General features: G+C 55.6%; 24 protein-coding genes and 1 pseudogene. 6 read left to right on the top strand and 19 right to left on the bottom strand.

The window, feature by feature from the left end; genetic code table 11:
• Position 1: 1 nt before the first annotated feature.
• The 5 genes from ACZ1HV_RS24020 to ACZ1HV_RS24000 all read right to left on the bottom strand — a co-directional run bounded on the left by ACZ1HV_RS24020 (position 2) and on the right by ACZ1HV_RS24000 (position 3,622).
• Positions 2–1,582, bottom strand: a complete 1,581-nt coding sequence (locus tag ACZ1HV_RS24020; protein ID WP_472716542.1) for a hypothetical protein — start codon at positions 1,580–1,582, stop codon at positions 2–4.
• Positions 1,566–2,036 (bottom strand): hypothetical protein, encoded by a 471-nt coding sequence (locus ACZ1HV_RS24015; protein ID WP_472716541.1) that lies wholly within the window; start codon positions 2,034–2,036, stop codon positions 1,566–1,568. The genes ACZ1HV_RS24020 and ACZ1HV_RS24015 overlap by 17 nt, the downstream gene beginning before the upstream one ends.
• 306 nt (positions 2,037–2,342) lie before the next feature.
• A complete protein-coding gene (locus tag ACZ1HV_RS24010; protein ID WP_472716540.1) occupies positions 2,343–2,750 on the bottom strand; it encodes a DUF6362 family protein in 408 nt (135 codons plus the stop codon).
• A gap of 111 nt (positions 2,751–2,861) precedes the next feature.
• Positions 2,862–3,284: a hypothetical protein gene (locus ACZ1HV_RS24005; RefSeq protein ID WP_298986406.1), complete on the bottom strand. Its 423-nt coding sequence runs from the start codon at positions 3,282–3,284 to the stop codon at positions 2,862–2,864.
• The gene (locus tag ACZ1HV_RS24000; RefSeq protein WP_472716539.1) at positions 3,284–3,622 is read right to left on the bottom strand and encodes a hypothetical protein; all 339 of its coding nucleotides are present in this window, start codon (positions 3,620–3,622) and stop codon (positions 3,284–3,286) included. The genes ACZ1HV_RS24005 and ACZ1HV_RS24000 overlap by 1 nt, the downstream gene beginning before the upstream one ends.
• Positions 3,623–3,843: 221 nt before the next feature.
• Between ACZ1HV_RS24000 and ACZ1HV_RS23995 the strand changes: the two genes are divergently transcribed.
• Entirely contained in the window at positions 3,844–4,578 is a 735-nt protein-coding gene (locus ACZ1HV_RS23995) for a LexA family protein (protein WP_472716538.1), read from the top strand.
• A 202-nt stretch (positions 4,579–4,780) separates the two neighbouring features.
• Entirely contained in the window at positions 4,781–5,101 is a 321-nt protein-coding gene (locus tag ACZ1HV_RS23990) for a hypothetical protein (protein ID WP_472716537.1), read from the top strand.
• A 31-nt stretch (positions 5,102–5,132) separates the two neighbouring features.
• On the opposite strand, the gene ACZ1HV_RS23985 is transcribed toward ACZ1HV_RS23990, so the two are convergent.
• The 5 genes from ACZ1HV_RS23985 to ACZ1HV_RS23965 all read right to left on the bottom strand — a co-directional run bounded on the left by ACZ1HV_RS23985 (position 5,133) and on the right by ACZ1HV_RS23965 (position 11,134).
• The gene (locus ACZ1HV_RS23985; RefSeq protein ID WP_472716536.1) at positions 5,133–6,545 is read right to left on the bottom strand and encodes a 3'-5' exonuclease; all 1,413 of its coding nucleotides are present in this window, start codon (positions 6,543–6,545) and stop codon (positions 5,133–5,135) included.
• The gene (locus ACZ1HV_RS23980) at positions 6,545–7,066 is read right to left on the bottom strand and encodes a hypothetical protein (RefSeq protein WP_472716535.1); all 522 of its coding nucleotides are present in this window, start codon (positions 7,064–7,066) and stop codon (positions 6,545–6,547) included. The genes ACZ1HV_RS23985 and ACZ1HV_RS23980 overlap by 1 nt, the downstream gene beginning before the upstream one ends.
• A 54-nt stretch (positions 7,067–7,120) precedes the next feature.
• The gene (locus ACZ1HV_RS23975; protein WP_472716534.1) at positions 7,121–8,950 is read right to left on the bottom strand and encodes a DUF294 nucleotidyltransferase-like domain-containing protein; all 1,830 of its coding nucleotides are present in this window, start codon (positions 8,948–8,950) and stop codon (positions 7,121–7,123) included.
• A gap of 121 nt (positions 8,951–9,071) precedes the next feature.
• Positions 9,072–10,859, bottom strand: coding sequence for a sodium:solute symporter family protein (locus ACZ1HV_RS23970; protein ID WP_472716533.1), 1,788 nt, complete (start codon positions 10,857–10,859; stop codon positions 9,072–9,074).
• Positions 10,860–10,873: 14 nt separating this feature from the next.
• Complete coding sequence (locus ACZ1HV_RS23965) at positions 10,874–11,134, bottom strand: DUF4212 domain-containing protein (protein WP_298821843.1); 261 nt, start codon at positions 11,132–11,134, stop codon at positions 10,874–10,876.
• Positions 11,135–11,951: 817 nt separating this feature from the next.
• Between ACZ1HV_RS23965 and ACZ1HV_RS23960 the strand changes: the two genes are divergently transcribed.
• On the top strand, positions 11,952–12,260 hold the full coding sequence (locus ACZ1HV_RS23960; protein ID WP_298821842.1) for an ArsR/SmtB family transcription factor: 309 nt from the start codon (positions 11,952–11,954) through the stop codon (positions 12,258–12,260).
• 79 nt (positions 12,261–12,339) lie between these two features.
• Positions 12,340–13,539: an NADH:flavin oxidoreductase/NADH oxidase family protein gene (locus ACZ1HV_RS23955; RefSeq protein ID WP_472716532.1), complete on the top strand. Its 1,200-nt coding sequence runs from the start codon at positions 12,340–12,342 to the stop codon at positions 13,537–13,539.
• A gap of 147 nt (positions 13,540–13,686) precedes the next feature.
• Here ACZ1HV_RS23955 and ACZ1HV_RS23950 read toward each other — a convergent pair whose 3' ends face one another.
• The gene (locus ACZ1HV_RS23950; protein ID WP_472716531.1) at positions 13,687–14,103 is read right to left on the bottom strand and encodes a hypothetical protein; all 417 of its coding nucleotides are present in this window, start codon (positions 14,101–14,103) and stop codon (positions 13,687–13,689) included.
• Positions 14,090–14,974: a LysR family transcriptional regulator gene (locus ACZ1HV_RS23945; protein ID WP_472716530.1), complete on the bottom strand. Its 885-nt coding sequence runs from the start codon at positions 14,972–14,974 to the stop codon at positions 14,090–14,092. Before ACZ1HV_RS23945 ends, ACZ1HV_RS23950 begins: the two co-directional genes overlap by 14 nt.
• A 106-nt stretch (positions 14,975–15,080) precedes the next feature.
• On the opposite strand from ACZ1HV_RS23945, the gene ACZ1HV_RS23940 reads away from it, so the two are divergent.
• Together ACZ1HV_RS23940 and ACZ1HV_RS23935 are read left to right on the top strand one after the other, a co-directional pair.
• On the top strand, positions 15,081–16,643 hold the full coding sequence (locus tag ACZ1HV_RS23940; RefSeq protein WP_298963810.1) for a proton-conducting transporter transmembrane domain-containing protein: 1,563 nt from the start codon (positions 15,081–15,083) through the stop codon (positions 16,641–16,643).
• 16 nt (positions 16,644–16,659) lie between these two features.
• Positions 16,660–19,034, top strand: a pseudogene (locus ACZ1HV_RS23935) (YbcC family protein).
• Positions 19,035–19,116: 82 nt separating this feature from the next.
• Here the strand turns inward: ACZ1HV_RS23935 and kce are convergent.
• The 7 genes from kce to ACZ1HV_RS23900 all read right to left on the bottom strand — a co-directional run bounded on the left by kce (position 19,117) and on the right by ACZ1HV_RS23900 (position 25,693).
• On the bottom strand, positions 19,117–20,052 hold the full coding sequence (gene kce / locus ACZ1HV_RS23930) for a 3,5-dioxohexanoate:acetyl-CoA acetone transferase (RefSeq protein ID WP_298821830.1): 936 nt from the start codon (positions 20,050–20,052) through the stop codon (positions 19,117–19,119).
• 10 nt (positions 20,053–20,062) lie between these two features.
• Positions 20,063–21,085 carry a branched-chain amino acid ABC transporter permease gene (locus tag ACZ1HV_RS23925; RefSeq protein WP_472716529.1) on the bottom strand — a complete coding sequence of 341 codons (1,023 nt, stop codon included), beginning with the start codon at positions 21,083–21,085 and terminating at the stop codon, positions 20,063–20,065.
• Positions 21,085–21,948, bottom strand: coding sequence for a branched-chain amino acid ABC transporter permease (locus ACZ1HV_RS23920; RefSeq protein WP_298821826.1), 864 nt, complete (start codon positions 21,946–21,948; stop codon positions 21,085–21,087). Before ACZ1HV_RS23920 ends, ACZ1HV_RS23925 begins: the two co-directional genes overlap by 1 nt.
• Position 21,949: 1 nt before the next feature.
• Positions 21,950–22,660 carry an ABC transporter ATP-binding protein gene (locus ACZ1HV_RS23915; protein WP_298821824.1) on the bottom strand — a complete coding sequence of 237 codons (711 nt, stop codon included), beginning with the start codon at positions 22,658–22,660 and terminating at the stop codon, positions 21,950–21,952.
• Entirely contained in the window at positions 22,647–23,375 is a 729-nt protein-coding gene (locus ACZ1HV_RS23910) for an ABC transporter ATP-binding protein (protein WP_472716528.1), read from the bottom strand. The genes ACZ1HV_RS23915 and ACZ1HV_RS23910 overlap by 14 nt, the downstream gene beginning before the upstream one ends.
• Before the next feature lie 68 nt (positions 23,376–23,443).
• On the bottom strand, positions 23,444–24,733 hold the full coding sequence (locus ACZ1HV_RS23905; RefSeq protein WP_472716527.1) for an ABC transporter substrate-binding protein: 1,290 nt from the start codon (positions 24,731–24,733) through the stop codon (positions 23,444–23,446).
• Positions 24,734–24,769: 36 nt separating this feature from the next.
• Positions 24,770–25,693 carry a 3-hydroxyacyl-CoA dehydrogenase family protein gene (locus ACZ1HV_RS23900; RefSeq protein WP_298963802.1) on the bottom strand — a complete coding sequence of 308 codons (924 nt, stop codon included), beginning with the start codon at positions 25,691–25,693 and terminating at the stop codon, positions 24,770–24,772.
• Between the last annotated feature and the right edge of the window lie 3 nt (positions 25,694–25,696).

Here is a 25,696-nt window from a genome sequence, read left to right as displayed (position 1 = left end):
ATCAGAAGCCGTCCAGAGGGTCGTCCAGCGGGCGGGCGCGGACGGTGTTCTGCTGCCGTAAGATTTTCTTCACGTCCGCTTTGTCTTTCCATCCAAGTGCCTCGACGATTGCATCGGCCTCGTCCGGGGACGCTCCGAGCCGATCTTTGATGTCTTCCTTGCTTTCAATCAGGATCTTGCCGTTTCTGATTTTCCAGCGATGTGCCGTCAGCTGCGCCTTGATGGTCGCTGAACGCTTGATTGCCAGCCCCGATCCGCTCTTTGGATGCAGGGCCTCCCGCAGCCGCCAGTAGAGCTGGGCACGCAAATTGTAAAACGGCATGCGGCTGTCCCTGGCCGTTTCCCCCGACTGGGCCGAAAAGACGCATTTTTCGACCGGGATATTGTTTTCACGGCTGAGAAACCCGACCGTGTCCCCGCCCCAGCCGCCGGTGCAATCGACAACAATCAGCGCATTGTCGCGCCGTTCCTTGATGATCAATGCGCCAACATCCGATCCGTCCTTGGTGTCGGCGCCTTTGCGCACGATGCTTTCGCCAAACCGTCTGCCATGGAGCGGCTGCAGCACGGTCTTGTCCTTGCCGCCCTGCGCCACGTCGACGGCCAGCACATCCATCGGCTTGTCTACGTCCACACCCTCTTCGTAGCGCTGGAACGCCAGATCCACCCAGTCAGATGGGATCACCTGCCAGTCATGGTCCTGGCGCGCTGCCTGAAAGTCACCGGTCTTCAGCGCGGTGCGCATCGGCTCGGGCATCTGGTCAAGCTGTGCATCGTAACTCTCACCCAGATACTGGTTGTCCTGCCGTTTTGCCGGAATGAACGTCCGGCTCTTCGGCGTGCGGACCTCGCCCTCGATCTCGACCGGCTCCGGTCCATCCACCCAGACGGTGCGCACAGCGTCGCCATCGTCGATAAAGACCGCCCATAGCAGAGCGCCCGGCTGCACCGTTCCATAAAGCGGATGCAGCGGATCAAGCCAGGGCGCAAACCACTCCATCAGGTAGTCGCCTTGCCCACCCAAAGGCGGGTTGGTGGCGATCAACCCCCGGCAGCGTTGCCCCGGCCGTGTCGACCGAAGCCACCCAAGAACGAAGATGATCTTGCGTGGATCCATCTGTGCACCTTCATCAAAGGCTTTCAGATCATGGTCCCGCCCCTGCCAATCCTCCTCAGAACCCGGCAGACCCAGATGCCCGAATTCAATCATCCGTTCCTCCGGCCCGACCCAGCGCGGTGGATTGCCCGATATCTTGCCCATGCCGGACGCCCGCATCAGCGCGTTCATGCGCTCGATCAACCCTTTGAGCGACTTCAGCGATTGACGGAAAACGGCCGCCTTGTGATGTACAAAAAGGGCAAGCCCGGCAATCAGATCCGTCTTCCCACCCCCGGCCGCACCGCCATAGAGCGTCAGGTCAGCTTCGGAAAAATAGCCCTCCGTCTGCGGTCCTGCCTGAGGCCGCCAAACCTTGAACTGGTCCAGGACGCCTGCCTCATCCAGTTGCTTTTGCAAGGCAACGCGGTCGTTCGCTGCCATCTGGTCAATGTGGTCAATCAGCGTATCAAGCGCCGTTGTCATCCCGCCTGCTGTCCTTTTCGGTTAGAAGCGCCATTACACCCAGGGCAATTTCCTCTGAGCTGCGCGGCTTGAACTTGTCGATTTGCCCGGCCTCGTCCGGCCCGCCCCAAATTCCCCAGGCCTCCACCTCGGATCGATCCCGCCAACCGGCCCGGTTCTTCATGTTGAAGCTCCAGGCGCTGGCATTGAATTTGGCCAGATCGCCGCGTGTGCCCTCCTTGCCGATCTTTTCCCATTCCAGCAGCCCGCGCCGTGCCGCCTCATCCAGTTTTTCCGGCGGAAAGTCCTCCGGAAACAGCTCCGCGTAATAGCGAATGGTCTTGCGGTCGGCGTCCGGAAAACTCTCGATCGAAAACCCCGCCGCCAAATGCCCGCAAAACGCCTCGCAAACCCGCCGCCGCATCTCCGCCGTCGGCCATTTCAAGACACGCTCTTCATCAGTCATGTCAGACATGCCTGCTCTCTATTTGATTGGATTGATTGTTTGGTCCGGATCGCGAAGGCGAGCGCAAACGCCATCGCCTGGCATACGTTCCAGCACCGGTAAATGTTGTGAGCACTGGGTCTCAATTTGATGAGTGGGGCAGTCGCAACTGCCCCTCTTAAAACGTTGATTGAAAAAATAGCGCGCTTTTGACGACACTGTCCAATTGTCAGTCTGTCTTGAACTCCTTGTTTAGACGCATGTTTTCAATTTCAGCTTGTTCCACAAGGTACTGTTGCCGATCCGGCATTGAGCGCCGTCACACCAAATTTCTGACTATGCTGCTACGTTCTTTTCAAGTGAGGTTTCAGCGCATGGCCATACGGCTCTGCGCTCTGCCAGCTTCTTCAAGATCGCCCTGTTCCGGCTCGTCACGGTCGTTCTTTTCCAGCCGTATTTTTCGCAAATCTGACTGAACTTACCGCCGCCCGCCTTGCACATGACTTCAAATTGCAGCGCGCGGCGGCTGTCAGGGTCTTCCACAAGCGAGAACCAGGTAATCGCTTCCTCAGCGCGGCTGATCGCCGATGGCGGATAGACCTTGCGCCGCTTTGCGATCTTTCCTCGATAGTCCGGCCAGGCGCTGAACAGCTTCCGTGGGCCGTCGCCTTTGCCGGTCACGGCGATAATTTCGGTCGCCTCGATCAAACGATCGAGAATCTCCTCCGGCGTGTTCGGCAGCATCTGAGTTGATCTCCATAGATATTGTTGACGTTCAGCGCGCCCGGATGGGCGCGCAATGGCGCGGCTGAAAAGTCAGGACGCGCCGAAGCAAATCTGTGTTGGCCAGGAAATCTATGCCGCGGCTTTCAACGCGCCGCCGGATAAGGTCATTGATTTCTCCAGTTCGTAAGAAAGGAGCACAGCCAGCGTGATTGTCGGCGCTGCCGGATTGATCTCCTTGGCCTTTGTCATCAGATCCTCAAGATCGAGCTGATCGAAACACGTCAGAAAATTCCGCCTTTCGACCCATTGCGGTTTGTTCAACACCAACCACGAGACAGCCGTCACGCAAGGGGCAGACCAGTTGCCCCGGTTTTCCGACGTGTTGATCAGTCCGAACACGAGCCTCAAATGCTCTGCGCCGTGCTTCTTCAGCAGCGTCTGACAGGTTCGTCGGGCCTTGGATTGATGCCGTCCAGAGATCCGCTTCGTATGCGTAACAAAATGAACTCCGTATTCACCCGCGATCCTGTCCACTAATCCGCCTGATGCCATCAAGTGGTTTCCTTCTTTGGTCCGTTCTTTTGCCCCAACGCGCTGAATTCAGCTTCTGCCCGCTCGCGCGCTGAAGACGGACGACCTCCATTTCGCTCTCTATTTGTTCCTATTGGTTTGTTTCGCCTTTCGCTTTGCCGATGGCCTTCGCCACGCGCCACTGATGAAACACTGGTGCTGCGTTGCTTCAGATGTCTCAACTCGAGCGTCAGCAACCTTGTTCGCGCCTTTTCAAGTGCAAATTCATCCTCGAGCCTTGCATCCGGCCTTTCCGCCCTGATCCTCAAATGCGCAACCTTCGCACGCGCCGCATCGATTTGATCCCTAAGCTCGCTCATCGCCGGGCCTCCCAACCGCACCTGCACCTAACGCATCCGCCGCCCGCGCCTCTGGATCGGCCGAAAGCCGGGTCGATTTCATTGCAGTTCTCATTGTGTTTCCCTGAACATACGCTTTACACGAGTAATTCGTACGCTTTGTGCGTACATACGTCAAGGTGGATTTCTATAAAATTGTATGTTATTGCGTACACCACCGATAATAACCGGCATCAGCAAGCATGAGTGAAATCGAGCAATCCGCTGTCTCAAGACAGCTTGTCGACCTGAAGGATAGAAGCGGCTTGTCCATTCGCGCCATCGCGCGCGAAATGGGCTATCAGAACGCGTCGTCCATTCAGCGGTATTTCAGTCAGGACTATTCAAAACCTGCTCTGCCGTCGGACTTTGTCGCCAAACTGCTGCCCGTTCTTATTGGAAAGGGCGAACACCCGATCACGCGCGAGGACATCCTGGCGCTTGCCCCGGACTCCATCACGGATCTGGAGGCTGCAAGCACGCCTTCAAGAGCAGCACAGGCACTGGAAATCAAGGGGCAGGTTGCCGCCGGTCTTTGGATGGAGGCCGGCCTTTTCGAAACTGACGCAACAAAAAGGGCGACACTTTCAGGTGATCTGAGGTTTCCTTCAGAAAGCCAATATCTTTTGCAAATCAACGGCGAAAGTCTTAATCGAATTGCACGGAACGGCGATTTCATTCTGTGTCTGGACTTCATGGAAACCGGCATCGAAATCAAATCCGGTGACCTTGTTGTGGTGGAACGCTCTCGCGACGGCGGACACACGATCGAACGCACTGCGAAACGTATCTTGCGCCACAACGGTCAGATTGAGCTTCTCCCTGAATCGGATGACCCTCGGTTTCAGGAACCGGTTGTTTTTAACGAGCATGATGAGGAAGCCACGGAAGTCCGCATCATTGCGAAGATCCTGAGTGTTATCCGTCAAATCGTCTGATAGCTTTAAACGCCATCGGTGCACCAGCGCGTGAAATCCAGCTGAATTGCGCGCTTGGATTTCGAGCGGCCTCTTCAGAGTTGATGCTGAACGAACCTCCGCAACCTTTTACGTATCGAGCATACGCCTTGGCTCACTCGACTTGATTTGTACGCATTTTGCGTATATGTTGATTGCGTATGAACGTATTGGAGGTTTGTGAATGGCGTTGAACTTGGACCGATCTTACTTTTCCGTTGTCTGTGATCTCGGCAATTGTCTTTATACGCCCGAACGAGAGCTGGAGGAAATGGACCTGAAGAAGCTCATGGAAGACATTCGGAGCGGTCAGCTGGAAAACATCATGGCAGTCTTCGAATTCAATCCGGAAGAGGGTTGGTGCAACAACATCACGGACACTGTTCTGGAAAGTGTCTTCCCGGAGCCCGAACAAGATATCGGACAAGGTGCTGCTTGGTCCGACTATGGCGGCGAAATGATCGATGGAAAACGCGCAGGCGTTCCGCTCCTTGCGGCCGCCTAAAACAAGGCGTGGCAACAGGCAGAGGCAACTTTCAATTCAGATCCTTCAGAAGCCTGCCATGCCGCCTGGTTTGCCGAACAACTTGCCCGAATGTTTCAAATCCGAGTGAGGTCAGAACTGGTAGCAATTTACACAATGCCTCGGCGGTTGCCCGCGCATCGCCCAGCGCGGTGTGGCGAAGCTCTTGAGGAATTTCAACACCAAGCCTGTCGCACAAACCGTCAAGTGAGTGATCTTCTGCTGTCCCGAATACAACAGCTGAAAGCAGCACTGTGTCCAGGATCGGGTGTTCCCAGGCAAGCCCCGAGAGCCTGCCATGTCGCCGGAGAAATGCCATATCAAATGGCGCATTATGCGCGACAATCACCGCATCCCTGGCAAAATCGTGAAAGAGCGAAACAGCCTGTTCTGCGCCCGGTGCTTTCGAGACCATATCGTCATTGACCCCGTGAACCTTGGTTGAGGCCGGTGGTATCGGACGTCCAGGATTGACAAGCTGATCAAGCGTTTCACCTGCCACAATACGCCCATTCACGACCCTGACCGCGCCTATCTGCACGATCTCGTCCTTGTTGGGCATCAATCCCGTCGTCTCGGTGTCAAACACCACGAAGCTGAGATCCTTGAGAAAAATGTTCTCAATCTCTCGCTCCGTATCGCGTGCCGACAAATCAAAATCATAAATCAGGGGGCGTGCAGCCTCCGGCGCCATGGATGCGTCGGTACCGTCGATCAGGATCATGTATCCGGTTGCTGCGCTCAGCTTTTTCAGGCGCAACCTGAAATTCAAGTTGCCGCGGGTTCCGCGCACACTCGCCTCAATCTCTCGCCGGGCTCCATCGAGTTTTTCAAGTTCCGATTCCAAATCGCCTTTTTCAAAGTAGTCGAAGATAGAAGCGCTTAAGCGCGGCACTTGAACCTGCCCAAGCACGTCCGCCGCCTGGCCGTCATAGAGCATGATGCGGTTGGCTGGGCTGACGAGAACGATTGCCACCGGTATTTCGGTCAGCAGCAACGCCAGATGGGCTCTTTCGGCTGTCAGTCGGCTCGTTTCCTCGGCAATCAACTCGTCCGCGTCTTCTGATACTTCAGACAGCCTGCCCGAAACGGCACGAAGGGCCGGAGCAAGGTCACCAAGGTAGCGCGCCTGATCCAGATCGAAGGGAGCGTTTGTGTCCGCATGAATGCGCGTTCGCATCGCAGAGGCCATATGCTCAATCGGCTTGGCGACATTTTCATCAAAGAGCAGCCAGACAGCCGCGCAAATCGCCAGCAGCCCAAATCCGGAAAGGATAGCCGCAAACACAAATCCAGAGGCCGGATCGGTATCCGCTGTCCTCAGAAATCCGACATAGAGCGAGACACCAACGACCAGGATGCTGCCCGCACTGACCCCGGCAAACAACAAGAAGATACGGAAGCGCAGGCTGAGCGAGGTAAACATCACTCTGTCCCGCAGATCGTCGATATGATCGGGTCTTCGGCTGGCACATGCGTCCAGTTGATGCCGTTTATCACGCCGTCAGCTTCGAAACTCACGCCATCCATCAGGGCGGCTCGTTTGAAGGCAACGCAATCGGTAACCACGGGCAATTTGCTGACAGGAGACCATCGACCGAAAAAATATGTTTCCGCAAGCCTGACTGCCGGTTGCGCCGGATGGGTGCGAACCGATGCCAGATCTATGGCAACGAAGCGCTCCACAAACGGAAAGACATATGTCCACGGCCGATAAAACGCTGTGTTTTCGACTGTCTGGGCAATCACCACCTCTTCCGGCAGCGTGTCCTTGAGCCTTGGATACCAGCCGTATTCATTCGCAATGGTTGTCGCCAACATCGCAATACCGGCAGCCACAGGTGCAAACCAGCGCGGAAGACGCCCTTTCAACGTTCTGTTCAGCAGCATCACGAGACCGGCGGCTGCTACGCCCGCAACGATCGTCGCGATCAGTTCCACAAACATGGCTTCCTCCCGTGAGCCACTGCGTTCTTTGCCGCAGCGGCTCTTTATAGTTTGTTAGCTTAGCATGCCCCGTCCATGCCCCGCGGCGGACTGCATCGTCTTCACCACGACAAAGGCATCCCGGAGATGGCTCCGTTCAAAATCGGAAAGACTGGACGGTCGCAAAAAGTTGTCCGGCGCCTGTCCTTGCTTGATCAGGTTGGACTGATGCTCCAAACGTGTCTCGGCGATCAAGTCATAGGCATCCAAAAGATCCCCGGCTCCCGATTGGCTGAGCTGCCCCGTTTGCCGGGCTTCTTCGAGCCGCGCCCGTGTATTGACGGAGCCAATTTGTCCGCGCAATGCGTAAATGCGGGCAAGGTCGACGATCGGCACAACACCGTTGAGCTTCAGATCCAGTGCATTTTTGTGCTCACCCGAGCGGATCGTCGCAAGTCCGCGCAGCAGGTTTAACGGCGGCATGTGCTTCAGGGAATTGCTGATCATGTGAGCAACAAAAATCGAATTTTCGCTTGCCGCTTTGAGCGTCGTTTCCTGCAGCTCTTCAAACAGGGACGTGTCTCCGCCGATGGGTCGCAGATCGAACATGACGGAACTCAACATCTGCGCTTCAGGGTCAGGCTTGGCGATCCACCTCTCATAGTAGGACCTCCAGACGCGCAAAGGCTGGCACCAGCGCGGATTGGTCGCCATCATGTCCCCCGGACAGTAGACGTATCCGCAAGTATTGAGCCCATCGGAAACCATTCGCGCCAGATCGGCGAAATAGCCGCTCCGGTCTTCATCGCTCACTTCATCTGAAAGAAACAGGCAATTGTCCTGATCGCTGACGCCTGTTTGCTCCTGTCGTCCCTGAGACCCGCAGGCAAGCCAAAGGTAAGGTACTGGCGCAGGACCGAGTTTGCTTTCCGCAAGCGACAGCAAACGACGCGTTGCTGTGTCGGCAATATCGGTTATGAGTCTTGTGACAATCTCATGCCGGCTGCCACCCGCGACCAGTTGGACCAGCAGCGCCGGAATACGCGCTGTAACCTTGGAGATCTCCTCTGCGTCAGCACAGCGAGAGATTTCGCCTACCAACTCGGCTGAACTTATCGCCTGAAAAGTTGTCAGATCCGTTTGTGTGACAATTCCAGCCAGGCGCCCTCCGTCAACAATCGGCACATGACCGATCTTTCTCTCCATCATCAGATGCAGAAGATCCGAACCGATAGCAGAGGTTGGGAGTGTCACCGGGTTGCCAGTCATGATGTTCCTGACATGCGTCTCGGGATCCAACCCTTCTGCGAGCACTTTTCCCGAAAGGTCTCGAATGGTGACGATACCGACAAGAGTTTCGTCCTCGTCAGTGACACAGAGGGACGACACCCGGTTCTCGCGCATTTCTCGAGCGGCAAGTTGCGCGCTGTCTGCCGGTCGACAGGTGAGAGGGTCCTTCGTCATGAGCGTTTCCGCTCGAGTTGTCGCCAGCTCATTGCCGCGTGCTTGTTTCTTGGGTGCTCTGTTGAAAAACCTTGAGACGGATTGTTGTGTCGCCAGAAGGTCGTGAAACACCGCCGGTGGTAACACAAGCAAAAGAGTATCCTCGCTCGTTCGCGCCGAAGTCACGGCCACACCGTCCAGCATCAGCCCGCGTTCGCCAAAGGAATTGCGTAAGCCCAGCTGACTTATGAGCTCGCCGTTTTCATCGCGAACCTCGACGGCCCCGTCATAAATCAGGAAAAGGCCGCGCAATGTGTCACCGAGATCATAGACAACGCTATTGGTTGCCAAATTCCACACATCAATCTGACCGGACAATTTCGCCAGTAGGGTTTCCGGCAGCACATCATATGGATGGACCGATTTCAGGAACCGCAGGATCTGATCCGGTTTCAGGGGCATATGCGTTGGCCTTGTCTGAGAAATGCTTGTCCGGGAAATGCAAGGGTCCTGCCCGTTCAAGAACGGACAGGACAGGTCTGGGAGAAATGAGGAGCCGAAAATCGGCTCCCCAATGGCTGCCTTAGTGCGCTTGAGCTTCGCCGGCGCCCCGCGGCACACGTACGCTCTCGACGAGATCCTTGATCTCTTGAGGCGTTTCCTTGGACATGCCGGACACAACATATGCAACTGCAAAGTTGACCAGCGCGCCGATTGCACCAAAGGACGTTGACTTGATCGGCCCAAGAAGCGGATCAGCGTCCGAGAAGGAATTGGTGTCGGGGATGAACAACCAACCCTTGTGCAGGAAGATATAGACCAGGGTTACAACAAGGCCTGCCAGCATGCCTGCCACGGCACCGGTGTTGTTGATGCGGGTCGAGAAGATACCCATCATCAGCGCCGGGAAGATGGAAGCTGCCGCCAGGCCGAACGCAAGTGCCACGGTCTGGGCCGCGAAGCCGGGCGGATTGAGGCCCAGATAGGTCGCCACGACGATCGCAACCGCCATCGCTATTCGGGCCGATAACAACTCTCCCTTTTCAGAGATTGTTGGATTGATCGCCCCTTTGATGAGATCGTGACTGACCGCCGACGATATCGCCAGCAAGAGACCGGCTGCAGTTGAGAGTGCGGCCGCCAGGCCTCCCGCGGCCACCAGACCGATCACCCAGCTGGGGAGGTTTGCAATCTCCGGGTTCGCCAGAACAAGAATATCGCGGTTAAACTTGGTCAACTCGTTCCCGACCCAGCCCTTTTCTTCCGCAACAACCTGCATTTCGGCATTCTGGTCGTTGTAGTACTGGATCTTGCCGTCACCGTTCTTGTCTTCCCAATCGAGAAGACCGGTTTTCTGCCAAGTATCCATCCAGTCATACTTGGGATCCTCGGCAATTGTTTCGACCGCAACGGCACCGCCATTGATCCCGCCATTTGGCCACATCATTTCCGTGATGTTGAGCCGGGCCATGGCGCCGACAGCCGGAGCCGTCAGATAAAGAAGCGCGATGAACACAAGCGTCCATCCGGCGGACCAGCGGGCGTCGGAGACTTTCGGCACGGTGAAGAAGCGCATGATCACATGCGGCAACCCGGCAGTACCGATCATCAGCGACAGGGTGAACAGCACCATGTTTAAAGTATCGGAATGGTGCGCTGTATAGGAATTGAATCCAAGATCCGTGACCACCTGATCCAGCTTGGTCAGAAGCGGGACTCCGCTGGCAACATCATCTCCAAAAAGACCGAGACCCGGGATCGGATTTCCTGTCAGCTGCAACGAAATGAAGACCGCCGGAATGGTATAGGCGGTGATCAGAACCACATATTGCGCCACCTGCGTGTAGGTCACGCCTTTCATGCCACCGAAAACCGCATAGGCAAAGACAACACAGGCACCGATCAGCAGACCGGTCGTGTTGTCCACTTCCAGAAAGCGGCCAAAGGCAACGCCAACCCCGGTCATTTGCCCGATAACATAAGTGGTCGAGGCAACGATCAGGCAGACAACTGCGACGATGCGAGCTGTCTGGCTGTAGAACCGGTCTCCAATGAATTCGGACACCGTAAACTTGCCGAATTTGCGCAGGTAAGGCGCAAGCAGCAATGCCAGCAGCACGTAGCCGCCGGTCCAACCCATTAGGAACGTGGAATTGTCATAACCGGTGAAGGCAATCAGACCGGCCATTGAAATGAAGGAGGCGGCCGACATCCAGTCGGCGGCAGTCGCCATACCGTTGGTGACGGGATGAACACCACGTCCAGCGGCATAAAACTCAGACGTCGAACCCGCTCGGGCCCATATTGCGATGCCGATGTAGAGCGCGAAAGAGCCGCCCACAAACAGCAAGTTGATTGTAAACTGATCCATTTGTTCAGGCGCCCTTATTCTTCGTCCACACCGTGTTCACGGTCGACCTTGTTCATCCATATTGCGTAGAAAAAGATGATCGCCAGGAAGACGAGAATGGAACCCTGTTGAGCGAACCAGAAGCCGAGGTCGGTTCCGCCAACGGAAATTCCGCTCAGCAGCGGCCGCAGCAAGATGCCGAACCCGAAGGAGACCAGCGCCCAGATAACGAGGCTGATCGAAATGATGCGCATATTGGCTGCCCAATATCCGTTTTTGGATGAGTTGTCGGACATGATGTCTCCTCCGCCTAAACCCGTGTTGTCCCTTGAGGCGTGGCTGAAGCCACAACCTGCTTCGCTTGTCCCGCGGCAGAGTGCTTTGCCGTCGCGGTCCATCCTCCCGCCCGGCTTCCAAGAGCGGGCGCAGCAGCGGCAAGCACCCCGTGGTGCCGCAACCGGTTCGCAAATGCAGAAACTTGGCGGCCGGAACAGCCAACCGCTTACGAAGCAGTTAGCACCTCAGTCCAGGACCGGGACCGGCTGCTGCGGTCGAAGTAGGCCCTCGCTGGCGCAAGCGTCTGATTGCTGCAACGCAGTGTAGTAACAGCGCGCTCTTGTCAGACAAGACTACTTACGTATGGCCTACTTACGTATATCAATACTTAGGTATATAATCACTTTGGCTGAGGTATACGTATTTACCCTGACAATTCAATAAAAATTCCTTGAAACGCCGAATAAATACCCTCAGAGGCTGTATAAATTGAAGAAATAAACCGAAGCGCGCTCTCAACTAAAGATGATTTTCTAATGTAAAAATAATTAGTTAGGCGAAATTTATCAAGAAACTGGCCATTTATTGACAGTTTGATTTTTACTTAAAATATAGATGAAAGGAAGTGACTTTAAAGTAATCCTAATTACTCACCTGCAGGTTCTTGAACGATATACATCGTTTGACACTCTTCGGAAAAATTGCCGAAGCTGATCGATTGACGATGATGGCCAGCAACGCTGGTCGAACTTGCGGTCTAATTTTTCAACGCCAATGCACACATCGGCTCTTTTTTGAGGCATTGACAAAAAAACATATATCGAGATATTTCGATTTATGGACATCGAAAAGTCAATATCAGCCCTGAACAATCCGGTCCGCCGCAGGATTCTAGAGTGGTTAAAGGACCGCTCAAACTTTCCGCCTGCTTTACCAGGTCATGAAGACCTGGAAGGTGTGTGCGTCGCATACATTCAGGAGAAAGCCAAACTCTCTCAGTCGACAGTCTCCAATTATATGGGACTGTTGAAACAAGCAGGTTTCGTGGTTGCAGAACGCCATGGACAGTGGACATTCTACAGACGTAACGAAGAAAATATTCAAGCATTCATCGCTGCTGTCAAAGACGAACTCTCGAAGCCTTGAGTTACAAAAATGACCCTGATCTAAACCGGCATGTGTTCAGTTGAACCTGCATATCGAAATATTTCGATGGAAAGAAAAGATGAGAACTCAACCTACGACAAATCTGCTGACGTTGCCACTAGACCTCCCCTGTGGCGTGCAATTGAAAAACAGATTGATCAAGTCGGCAATGTCTGACTCCCTTGGAGATGGAGCAGGAAACCCCACGAAAGCTCAAATCCGGTTGTATGAAAGATGGGCAGAAGGCGGTGCCGCTCTCTCGCTGATAGGAGAAGTCCAAACAAGCCCACACTATCCGGAGAAACCGGGCAACCTCGTTTTGGCACCAGGCGTAGACTTAACTGCCATGATGGAATTGGCGAAACGCGGATCAACAAATGGTGCGCATATCTGGCCACAGCTTGGTCACGCTGGTGCACTGGCTCATGGACCGGTCAGCACCCCCAAAGGGCCGTCTCCTTTGGATGTTGATGGCTTGAAATGCGAGGGCATGTCGTTGACTGAAATCCATGACCTGCCTCGGTCCTACGCACAATCTGCGACACTCGCGCAAAATGCTGGATTCGGCGGCGTCTTGATCCATGCTGGTCATGGGTTTTTGTTCAGTCAGTTCCTCTCTCCTCTTTTCAATCACCGGACTGACGCCTATGGCGGCTCGGTCGAGAGACGTTTTCGCATCGTCGGCGAAGTCGTTGATGCTGTTCGAGGCGCTGTCGGACCAGCTTTTCCGATTGGCATAAGGATCAACTCGACCGACAAGCTCGAAGGTGGTCTTTCTGCGGAAGATGCGCTGGAAGTTGTGCGCCTACTGGAAGCCACGTCAGTAGATCTGATCGATATCAGCGGCGGTACATATTTCCCAGGCGCTAAATCGAGTTCTGATGGCACGTCCTCATCTGGGCCCTATTTCATTGACTTTGCCAAACGCGCCAAAAAAGTCACATCCAAGCCAATCATTTTGACAGGAGGATTTGAAACCCGGGACCAGGCTCAGCAAGCCTTGCAGGATGGCTCCGCAGATGCAATCAGCCTTGCCCGTGCAATGGTGTTGAACCCCTCGTTGGCGAATGCCTGGCTAAGCGATGCAGGTGGCGTTCCTGAGTTTCCGATGTTCGATAAACCTCCGCGTGGAGGCATTACCGCATGGTACTCAATGCTTCTGACAGCCTTGGGAGAAGATAGGGAAGATCATTTCGACCAAAGTCCGGCAGAAGCGCTGGCGACATATGACGCCAGAGATGCCGAACGTTGCGCGATTTGGCTAAGTCGGTTCGGTTAAGCTGATCGAAACAGGGATACGAATGTTCCTGGGTTGGTGTGGCGAACAGGTGGACACCCCTCCCATTCGGAGCAAACTAGATCCAACGTGCGACGGTCCGTTTTTATCCGGCATCGGCGTCCGGTCTATCGGTCCATGTCCGCGAAACTATTCAGGCAAATCCTGCTCAACGGAAACAATAGAGAACTCTCCCCGCCCCTTTTCCCTTGTGTAACGCATTTGGTGGCCGCAGCCCTCGATGATTTCACAGTCCAGAGCCAACGCTTCGCCATTCAGTGTCGCAGTCCTGCAAAAATAGCCGTCTTCCCAATACCATTCACCAACCAGATCTAGACCCTCCACGTGCCCGGAGATTTTACCAGTCGAGTGGATCGTGAAACGCAGCTCCTCCCCGACCAGCACCTTGTCCGCATAAGCCTCCACAAACTCCTTTCTGGAGGCGATACGGTGCCAAACGTCATCTTCCGTGGCCATGTTTTTGCCCTTTCTCTCGATGGTCTTGCCTGTTGTGCAAAAGCTTTTCCAGCGTTCCTCAATCGATGGAACGCTGTCACGCAGTGTCATTCTTGAATGTTTTCAACAACTCCGCGACGAGAGGGTTTGGAAAGCGTCTTTGCAGCGTCACGGCAAAAAACTCTTCCTTGATACCCTCAAGTCGGCCAAGTTCCATCAAGGTTCCTGCAGCCAGTTCGTCCCGCACGACAATTGGCGGTATGACGGCAAGGCCAGCATTCTCGCGTGCAAGCAAACGCAACATCGCCATGTCGTCAGCTTCCGCGGCAATCTTCGGCACAATCCCGAGCTGCACCAGCAGCGCATCAAACGACGCCCTGAGTGCCGACTCCGGCGTTGGCAGGATCAAGGGTTCTTCTGCGAGCAACTCTGTCCAGGGGCGTTCAGCAAGCTCCGGCAGGCCGATTGGGCCAACCAGACTGACCGGTTGCTCGGACAGAGTGTGCACCAGATAGGGGCTCGAAGCGTCACGGGCCGGAACGAGGTTGGTAAGAACAACATCCGCTGAAAGCGCTTCAAGCGCTCTGAGGAGATCCCCTTGTGGACCAGACCTCAAGACAACTTCGACATCCGGCCGTCGGATCATCGGTTTCAGAAACCCGATCTGAAAATTCCGCGAAAGGGTCGCCAGTGAACCGACCCTGAGGACTTTGCGCTCCGTACCCGAGTGTCGAAGCGTAGCTGTCAGGTCCTCGGCTGTTCGAAATATCGCATCCGCGTGGTCAAGCGCGATTCGTCCGGCTTCGGTCAGCAAAAGGCCGCGCCCGCGCCGCTCAAAAAGATCATGCCCGAGAGCAGCTTCAAGAGTTTTGATCTGGGAGGACAAAGCAGATTGAGAAAGGTTCAAGACACGCGCAGCACCCGTCAGCGTTCCTTCTCGTGCAACGGCTCGAAACAGTCTCAGATGATGAAGGTTCAGCATAATTAGTTCCAAAAAATAGAACGAATTCTAATATAATATCTATTTTTTAAAATTAACGCCAGCCGCTATATGCACTGCGATACAAGAAACGATCGCGAGGTTCTCCATGTCGCAGCTCATTCCATTGACCCTACTGGCCCCGGCACTTCTGCTTGCAACAGCATTGCATGCAAGGGTTCAAACTGGCCGCCGACAGAGTCTCTCGGGGTGGTATTCAGAATACGCCGCACTTGCAGCCCTTTTACTATCCGCTATCGGCCTTGCACAGTTGCTCGCCTTCGGACCGGCGCAAATTGCGCTATTCGACGGTGCATTTGCGCTTGTAATTCGTTTGGATGCGATCAGCGCAGCGATGACGATACTTGTGGCATTCGTCGGCTGGATCGTCCTGCGCTATTCCCGCACGTATCTGGATGGGGAACCACGGGAAGGATCATTTCACGGATTGATGCTCGCAACGCTCGCCGCAGTGCTGTTCCTTGCGCAGTCGGGAAGTCTTCCGGTTCTTGTGATCGGGTTTATCGGCGTTGGATTTGGCCTGCGCAGGCTGTTGCTCTTTTATCCTGAACGTGCTGCAGCACACAGGGCGGCCACCAAATTTGCCATCGTCTGGCATGCCGGCGATCTGGCGCTGATCCTGAGCAGCGCATTGTTCATATCCGCCTATGGAACTGCAGACCTTCGAGCGCTTGTCCAGGCTGTGAAACCAGAGCTTTCCCTCACGCAGCATCTTGCCATCGCCTTTCTTGTCGCTGCCGCAGTTTTGAAAACTGCAACTTTCCCGCTCCACGGTTGGCTGACGGAGGTCATGGAAGCACCCACTCCGGTTTCCGCACTTCTCCATGCAGGTATCATCAATGCCGGCGGATTCTTGTTGATCCGGACTGCCGAACTTGTTCAGGCCAGCCCAGGCTCCATGGGTGTGCTCGTTGCCATTGGCGGTTTGACGGCCCTGTTCGGTGCAGTGGTCATGCTGACCCAAAGCGCCATCAAAACGGCTCTTGCTTGGTCGACGATTTCGCAAATGGGCTTCATGCTGCTTCAGTGCGGTCTGGGCTTGTGGCCGCTCGCACTCCTGCATATCGTTGCTCATTCGCTATACAAGGCACATGCATTCCTGTCATCAGGCGGGGCAATTGCCGCAGTTGCCGGAGTACGCAAGCCTGGCCCGATTGCCGTACCGAGTTTGGCAAATGTCGCAAAATCGTTTGCGATAGCTCTGGTTCTTTATGGCGCGCTTTCCCTGGTCTTTGCTTTGATTGCCGGTCCCAAGTCACCGCAAGTATTGGCTATTGGAGCAATCTTGATCTTCGGTGTCTCCTACCTCGTGGCCCAGGGCCTCGCAGACGAGGCGCCCTCGGAACTGACCTATCGGACATCTGTTCTGGCCACCGTTGTTGCGTTTGCCTATTTCGTCTTTCAGCAGACCTCCTACATGGTCTGGGGCTCTTCTTTGCCGGCAGCACCGGATCCCGGGACGCTGGAATGGGCACTGATCACGTTGGCAGTCCTGTCGTTCGGTCTCGTAGCCTTCGCACAGGCGCTCTTTCCACTCTGGACATATCATCCTTCAACGGCCGGCCTGCGCGTCCATGTGGCAAACGGTCTTTATCTCAACGCCCTCCTTGATCGCTTCGTTGGCGGTTATCAGGTCACAAAGTTCAAGTAAGCCGGGGAAAAGACACATGTTCATCAAACACGCTCAATTCACGTCCGCCCGGAAGTCAGGCATCTTACAGGCTGGCGAGACTGCCATCCGTGCCATCCCCCCGCTTTCCCGCTTGACGCCACGGTTGCGGTCAATCCTTTTCTCGGTCAGGTGAATGAAGACCTTGCAGGTGCGTCGGCACGCCTTGCCCGTGTTGCCGGTGTCAACCTAACGCAGCCTAGAAAGGCTCATTTTGACGATATCCAAACCGGACGCATCGGAGACGAAGATCTGACCGCGGCTCTGGACGCGAGCTACTCGCCCTTGAAACCTGGCAACCTCGAAACTTTGAAAGACCGTGCCTCACAGCCCGCGCGGGAGCCCAGGACTGCAAGCACAATCGCAGAATTTGCTGCAACCGCATCTGGAATCGACTGGCCATCCGTCATCTCAAGAACATTCGGGCTTTGGGCTTCAGGTCACTTTGACAGGGGACAGGCACTGTGGACACCAGCACCTGACGAGGGAGCCTTTATGGCCTGGCGCGCTTGGGCCAGCCGGGACCTTACCCCCGAAATTGCAGGTCTTAGCGGATTTTGCTCGCATGTTTCGGCAGCCCCTGACACCGCCGAACAAGCTGTCCTGAAAACGACGGACACTCTTGGACTCAGCATCGCCGCTGCAGAAACGGCATTTCATCGCCTCCTGATTGACCTTGGCGGCTGGGCACAACACGCCCGCTGGCTGCTCTGGCAAGCTGAATTAAATGGCGGAACGGACGCAACGCTTGCCGACATTTTGGCCATTCGGCTGATCTGGGAGGAAGCTCTGCTCACCCGTTTCCCCGAGATCAACGACCAATGGAAGGAGGAAATCTCAGCGCACGAGGCACCGCTTTCAGCGTCTGGTGATCAGGTGGTCGATGCCATCCTGCAAGAAGCAGCCGAGCGTGCTTACCAGCGCGAATTCGTATCCAAGCTTGGAACCTCCAACGCTGGGCTCAAACGACCGGCGGTACAAGCCGCCTTTTGTATCGATGTTCGCTCTGAGGTGTTCCGGCGCGCTCTTGAGAGCCAGAGTGCAGGCATAGAGACCATCGGATTTGCAGGCTTCTTCGGTCTGCCACTTGCGCACACGGACCATGGGTCGGATGTCGTTGAACACCACCTGCCGGTCCTGCTGAAACCCGCGCTGACGTCTACCAGTCAAGGTGACAAAAAAGCTGAACACAAAGAACGGGTCAGGCGCCGTGTGCTTCGGGCCTTTGATCGGTTTCGCCAGGCTGCGGTTTCCTCGTTTGCATTTGTTGAGGCTGCCGGTCCGCTATATGGGCTCAAACTGGTCGGGAACGCTATTGGTATGTCCGGCAAACAGTCTGGGCAGTCGCCAGTGCCCCACATTGATCCGGATCTGGGGGCAGAAACAAAGGTCGAAATTGCGGCATCCGTTTTGAAGGCCATGAGCCTGACAAAGGGTCTTGCACCGACGGTCCTTCTCGTTGGCCACGGAGCGCAAATGACCAACAATCCCCACAAGAGTGCCTATCACTGTGGCGCATGCGGCGGGTATTCAGGAGAAGTTTCCGCCCGGTTGCTGGCATCATTGCTCAATGATCCAGAAACCCGCAAGGGACTTCCTGCAAAAGGCATCGAAGTGCCTTCAGACACGTGCTTCATTGCAGGTCTCCATGACACGACAACGGACAACGTAACCCTTTATCTGGAGGATTGCGGACGAAGCGGAACAGAAGTTCGTTCCCTTGAAAAGTGGTTAGAGCAAGCAGGCGCAGAGGCGCGCACCGAACGTGCTCTGCGGCTGCCGGGAGCCAAAGCCGCCACTATTGCATCCAGGGCCATGGACTGGTCGCAGATCCGGCCCGAATGGGGTCTTGCTGGATGCGCCGCTTTTGTAGCGGCCCCGCGGTATGTCACTGCAACTGCCGATCTGGAGGGCCGCGCCTTCCTTCACAGCTACGATTGGCAAACGGACGAAGACTTCAAGACACTGGAACTGATCCTGACGGCACCGGTGGTCGTGGCAAGTTGGATCAGCCTGCAATATTACGGGTCTTCGGTTGCCCCCAAAGTCTTCGGGGGTGGCAACAAGTTGATCCACAACGCGGTTGGCGGTATTGGCGTCGTCGAAGGAAATGGCGGCAACTTGAGGCTTGGCCTGCCTTGGCAAACCCTACATGACGGCAAGGCACTGGTTCACAAACCCTTACGGTTGTCCGTACTTATCGAAGCACCACAGGAAGCAATATCGGCCATCCTTCAGGCGCATCCGGAAGTCGAAACCCTTTTCGACAATGGTTGGCTGCATCTCTTTGCAATGAAAGAGGGCTCGGTTGTGAGTCGTTATCGGCCCGGTGGCGCCTGGTCAGGCGAGGAACATCTGAAAAGGGCCGCCTGAGCCTTCAGTGTTACCGTGGATTTAGAAATCAGCGCCGGTGGCGGTGTATTCGCCGTCACCGGTTGGCGCGTTGTTGCAACGCTCAGAACGCAACCCGGTCTCCGCCCTTCAGATCGAGAATTTCCCTTGCTTCTTCAGGTGTTGCCACGTCGCACCCCAGCTCTTCGACAATGCGGCGGATCTTGGCGACCTGTTCCGCATTCGATCGCGCCAGTTCGCCCCTCGCTATAAATAGGCTGTCTTCAAGCCCGACACGCACGTTCCCACCCATCTGGCTGGCAGTGGTGGCCATGGGGATCTGGGCGTTGCCGGCTGCCAGGATCGACCAGCGATAGTCATCTCCAAACAGCTTGTCGGCAGTCTTTTTCATGAACACGAGATTGTCGATGTCCGCTCCTATCCCCCCCAGAATGCCCATGACAAACTGAATGAAGATCGGTGCCTTGAACAATCCGGTATCCATGCAAAATTTCAGATTGTAGAGGTGACCGACATCATAGCACTCATGCTCGAATTTGATGTCATGAGGGGCAAGTGTCTCGGCCGCTTCGCGGATATCCTTGAAGGTATTTCGAAAGATATTGCCGTCGGAATTGGCGACATAGTCGCGCTCCCAGTCAAACTTCCAATTGTCGTATCGTTTGGCAAGCGGATGGAACGAAAAGTTCATGCTTCCCATATTCATCGAACACATTTCAGCACTGAAAGTTGCCGCCGGCCTGATCCGGTCCTGAATGGACAGTGTTAGGGATCCGCCCGTTGAAATATTGATGACGGCATCGGTTGCCTGCTTGATGCGCGGCAGGAACGGTGCAAAGTCGGCTGGATCGACTGATGGAGCGCCCGTTTCGTTGTTGCGCGCATGAAGATGCAATATAGATGCCCCTGCTTCTGCCGCTTCAATCGCCTGCTCGGCAATAGCATCATAGGTATAGGGCAGAGCGTCAGACATCGTGGGCGTGTGGATGGCTCCGGTCACCGCGCATGTGATGATGGTTTTGTTGCGTTTGCCGGCCAAGACCGCCTCCTCATTTTTCCGATTTGTTTTCCACGACCCGGCGCGACAGCGGGAAAAGCTCCAGCCCCGTGCGTTCCTTCAGAGTCCCCCACAGGCCTTTGGGGGCTTTCAGCATGACCACAATGGCCACAACACCAAGAATGAGAAGGTAAGTCGTACCCAGATCCGAGAGTGTTTCCCGCAGCAGGAAGAACACGATTACACCGATGATTGGCCCTTCCAGCGTTCCAATGCCACCAATGACGACGATGAAAATGACAAAGGCTGTCCAGTCATTGACATTAAAGGCCGCATCCGGGGAAATCCGGAGTTTTTGCAGGAAGATCAAGGCACCGGTCATCGCCGTCAGACCCGCTGCAATAATGTAGACGATGAATTTGTGCCGCCAGATATCGATGCCAAAGCTCTCCGACGCCACCTCGCTGTCGCGTATCGCGGTCAACGCCAGACCATTGCGGGACCGCAGCAGCAAATAGATCACCACGAGCACCAGAACGGCCATTCCAAGCGCCAGCCAGTAAGTCGTTGCTTCACGCATTGAACGGTTAGAGGCCATGCCACGCACAATGGCCACGGGCAGGCTTGTGCCGGACCCACCACCGAGTGCGGAAACTTGCGCAAATGACAGACGGAACACTTCAGCGATCACCCAGGTTCCAATCGCGAAATAGGCACCCCGCAGTCTGAAGATAAGCAAGGCCACGGGCACGGCGACAAGGGCTCCGAGCAGCCCGGCCAGGGGTATGGCAACAATCGGCGAGACACCGGCAAAGATCGCAAGCGCGAAGAGCATGTATCCGCCGAAGCCGACGAAAGCTTGCTGACCGACCGAGACCAGGCCCGCATATCCGGCGAGCAGGTTCCAAAGACATGCAAGAGAGAGATAGAGAAACATCTCGCTCAACAACCTCATGTCGGCCCGGCCTGCCCACCAGGGCGCTGCTATCAAACCTGCAACGATCAGAATACCGACCACCGCTGCAGTCCGGGTCACCGTCGAAGATCGGGAAATCGAATAAGTTGTCGTAGTCATCAGTCGATCCTCGGAAACAGTCCGCGGGGCCTGACGGCAAGCACGAAAAGAAAGGCGATGTGGCCGGCAAGAAGCTGCCACCCCGGATTGATCTGTGCACCGATGTTCTGGCTGACGCCCAGGATGATGCCGCCGATCAAGGTGCCCCAGAGGTTGCCGAGGCCACCGATAATGACGGCTTCAAATCCAAAGATGAGGCGTCCAGGACCGATAGACGGATCGAAACTGGTTCGAATGCCGAGAAAAACTCCGGCAATGGCGACCACCGCCAGGGATAGGGCCATCGCAAGCCCGAAGACATGTGCCTTGTTCAGACCCATGAGTTCAGCAATGTCCTGTTTGTCGGAAACGGCCCGGAACGCCCTGCCAAGCGCAGAGCGGTAAAACACCCATTGCAAACCGGCAATCACCGCAACGGCCACCAGGAACATGACGAGTGGCAAGACGCCGATGTTGAGATCTCCAGGCAATGCAATGCTTGCCGTCTCGATCGGACCTGCGCTCATCTTTTGAGGGTCGGCGCTATAGATCTCCAGAAGCCCGTTCTGGATGATAACGGAAAGCCCGAAGGTCACCAGCAAGGGGGGCAGTATGTCATCTCCAAGCGTTTGATTGAGAACGCCGCGCTGCAGCACATATCCCAACCCAGCCATGGCCGGAACCACCAGGAACAGTGCCAGCAAAGGTGAAATCCCGAGAACAGAAGTCACTGAAAGCCCCAAAAAAGCCGCCAGAACGATGAAGTCACCATGCGCAATATTCACCAGGCGCATCACACCGAAAATGAGCGAGAGACCGGCGGCGAAAAGCGCATAAAGCCCTCCGAGCAAGATCCCTTGAATGATGGCGTTGATCCAATCCATCTCAAACTCCGAAATAAGCGGCGCTGATATCGTCGCGGTTCAGCGTCTCCGGACGCCCTTCCAGGGAAATCCGGCCTTCCTGAAGGCAATAGACCCGGCTCGAAACACTCAGGGCTTTGGCAATGTCCTGCTCCACGATGATGGCACTCATGCCCTCGCCGATGATGTCCGGCAGTGCCTGGTAGATCGACTTGATGATGATGGGTGCGAGCCCAAGGCTGATTTCGTCGAAAAGCAGTATTTGCGGGTTCGACATCAACGCACGCCCAATGGCGACCATCTGTTGCTGGCCACCTGAGAGTGCCGTTGAAGGAACGTTCCTCCGCTCCTTCAGGATCGGAAACAACTCAAAAACCTTCTCGAGCGACCAGGGACCCTTCCGACCCAATTGCCCGCCAATGATGAGGTTCTCTTCAACCGAAAGCGATTGAAAAAGCTGACGCCCCTCCGGGACCATGGCGATGCCTGCCGCGGCCACCTGATCGGCACGCCGCGCACCGATTGCCGCACCATTCCAGAACACCATGTCGGGTTTGTTTTTGATCAGCCCGGTGATGGAGCGCATCAGTGTCGTTTTGCCTGCACCGTTGGCACCGATGATGGCGATAACTTCGCCGGGGAACACATCAATCGAAATTCCGAAGAGCGCTTGGAAATCGCCGTAATAGGCTTCAAGAGCCTGTGTGGACAACAATGCATCAGCCATCGGCATCCACTCCCATGTAAATTTCCTGAACCTCTTGGCTCGCCATGGTTTCCTTCGGATCGCCGTCAGCGATCTTCCTGCCGAAATCGATGACGATCAGTCGGTCGACCACCGAGAGAAGCGCATGAACGATGTGTTCGATCCAGATGATCGACAGACCGGTCTTGCGGATCGTGTTGATTGTCGTGACAAGATCGTGGCACTCCTTTTCCGTCAGGCCGCCGGCAATCTCGTCCAGAAGCAAAACCTGTGGCCGGGCGCACAAGGCGCGCGCCAATTCCAGCCGCTTGCGGCCAAGAAGTGTCAGCTTGCCTGCCGGATCGTTGGCACGGTCGATCAAGCCGGTCAGCTCCAGCACCTCAAGGCAATGCGCATTGGCCGCAGCAAGTGTATTCTGTGTTCCGTGCGTGGCAGCGACCAGTGTGTTCTCAAAGACCGTCATCCTGGAAAAGGGCTGCGGGATCTGGAACGAACGCGCGACACCAGCCCGGCAGCGTTTGGCTGCCGATTGCCGGGTCACATCCTGTCCGTTGAGAAAGATCGCTCCTCTGTCGGATCGAACTGTCCCTGTGATCAGATTGAACATTGAGGTTTTACCAGCGCCATTTGGTCCGATCACACCCAATGCCTCACCGCTCCCAAGTTGATAACTCAGGTCTTCGGCCACGGTGATCGCGCCATACGCTTTGGAAACGGATTGTAGTTCAAGGACCGGTTTCATGCAGACCTTCAGAGCTGGTGTCATAAAATGGCTGACGCGCGGCCTCGCAGCCACGCGCCGTCCAGGCATCACGAAAGCAACTGCAATGTCCCCGTGGTCGGGATCTCAGGTGCGCTGTGATTGGAGGTGATCACCAGCTCCATTCCATTTGCTCCCTTTTGCCACTGCCCGGCAACCAGCGGCGTCTTGGATACATTCTTGACCGGACCAAAGTCCCAGTTCACATGACCAACGACAGTCGCCAGATCGGTTTTGGAGATGGCTTCCAGGATCGCATTCGGATCATCCAGATCGGCACTGCGTCGGATAATGTCTGTCGTAACTTCAAAGAGCGCGTGCTTGAAGCCGATGGGCTGTGTCCACGGCCGGCCGGACGATGCCGTATACCCTTCCGCGAGCTGCTTCGCCGAGACGCCCGTCAGCGAGGAGCTGAATGGATGGTCCGGTGTCCACCAGATTTCCGATGTCAGCCCATTGCCACGCTCACCCAGGGATTCAATGACAGACGGGAAAAGGAGAGCCTTGCCGATGGTCACCACCTTCGGATTGAAGCCCTGTTGCGCGGACTGCGACCAGAAAGTTCCGAAGTCGGGCGGTATCATATTGCCGGTAATGATGTCACATCCCGCTTCCTTGAAAGCCGAGATCTGGCTTGAGAAATCATCGGTCAGAGGTTGATAGCGGCCAGGGTCCGTCAGCTCAAAACCACTTCCAATCAGGGCAGGTGGAAACCCGTGAATCTCATCGCCCCAGGCATTGCCATCCGCATCATTGGGGAAAAGCCCACCAACCTTGCGTTCAACACCGCTTTCTTCCCATAGCGCCAGGAAAGCTTTGATGACGTCTTCAAGGCCCCAGAAGAAATGATAGGTGTAGTCAAATCCAGTTGCCGGATCGCCGTTTCTTCCAAAGAAATACGGTTGCCACGGGCAATCCGTTGTGACGCAGGGTACTTCGTTCAGCTCGGCCTGGTCAGATACCGGATTTGTGGTGTCCGGCGTGGAGGCCGCAACAATGATGTCGACTTCATCACCCAGGATCAGCTCCGAGGCCACTTCCGCGGCACGGTTCGGGTTGGATTGGCTGTCCTTGGAAATGATTTCTACCTGGTAGGTCTTGCCGTTGTTCTCAACACCGGCCGCAAGCACCTTGCGAATGCCTTCAAGAACATAGTCATCGGCCTCGGCAAAGCCCGCCAGAGGGCCGGTCCGCGGACTGACGTGGCCGATCTTGACCACGGGATCCGCAGCATAGGCACGCGTGCGCGTCAAGATCGCCGGCGCGGCCAGCCCGGCCGATGCTCCAGCCAGAAATCCGCGGCGGGTGATACCTTTTTTCTTCCCAATCAGCGTCATCATCTTTCCTCCCAGATGCGCTCAAGATTTAAGCGACTGTCACGTCAGGATCGTTTCGAGCTTCCTAAGGTGAGTAGCGACACGCGTTCGGACATCCTCCATGTCTTCCTGCGTCCAGCTCATAAATCCTTCACCGCTTTTCATGCCGAGCTTTCCGGTTTCAACCAGATCGCGCAGGTAGGGTGAAGGAGCTGGCCGGTTGTCGAGGTCGGCCAGGACATTTTCATGAATATCGAGTGTCAAATCCGTGCCCACGAGATCGGCATTGGCAAGCGGGCCGAGCACCGATAGGCGGCGCCCGAAGCTGGCATTGACAACCTTGTCGACGGCCTCTGCCGTGCAGACGCCGCTTTCCACCAGATAGATGGCTTCACGCCACATCGCGTGCTGAAGGCGGTTGCCGATGAAACCGGCAACATCCTTTTCAACACGCACTGGCGTTTTGCCAACTGAAGTCAGCAGCTCGATGGTTTTTTGGATTGTTGCTTCATCCGTCCATTGCGTCTTGATAACTTCAACGAGCGGGATCAGATGAGGCGGGTTCCACCAATGTGTGCCGAGAGCACGGCCCTGATGTTTCAGATCCGCCATGATGGTGGTGATCGGTATGACCGAGGTGTTGGACGCCAAAATGGCGTTGGTGGGCGTATGCTGCTCCACGTCTTGAAATAAGGCACGCTTCAGCTCAGGTTTCTCAGGAGCCGCCTCAAACACGAAGTCGGCTTCTCGCACGCATGTGCTCATCTCTTTGCCAGCCGTAATACGGCCTTGAACTTCTGCAATCTCGGCGTCCTTGACCCCCATGGCACCAAGGCTTTTGGAAACGCGTTCAGGCAAGGTGTCGAGACTGGCCTGAAAGGCATCGAAGACGTTGACCTTGTGTCCTGCACGGGCAAACGTCAGAGCAATACCGTGCCCCATCAGTCCTGCGCCAAGTACGGCTATGATGAAGGATTGAGCCATCGT

It is taken from the genome of Roseibium sp. JB4-4, assembly GCF_055693425.1.
The sequence above is the reverse complement of the archived record's forward strand: the minus strand, read 5'-3'. Positions and strand labels throughout refer to the sequence as shown.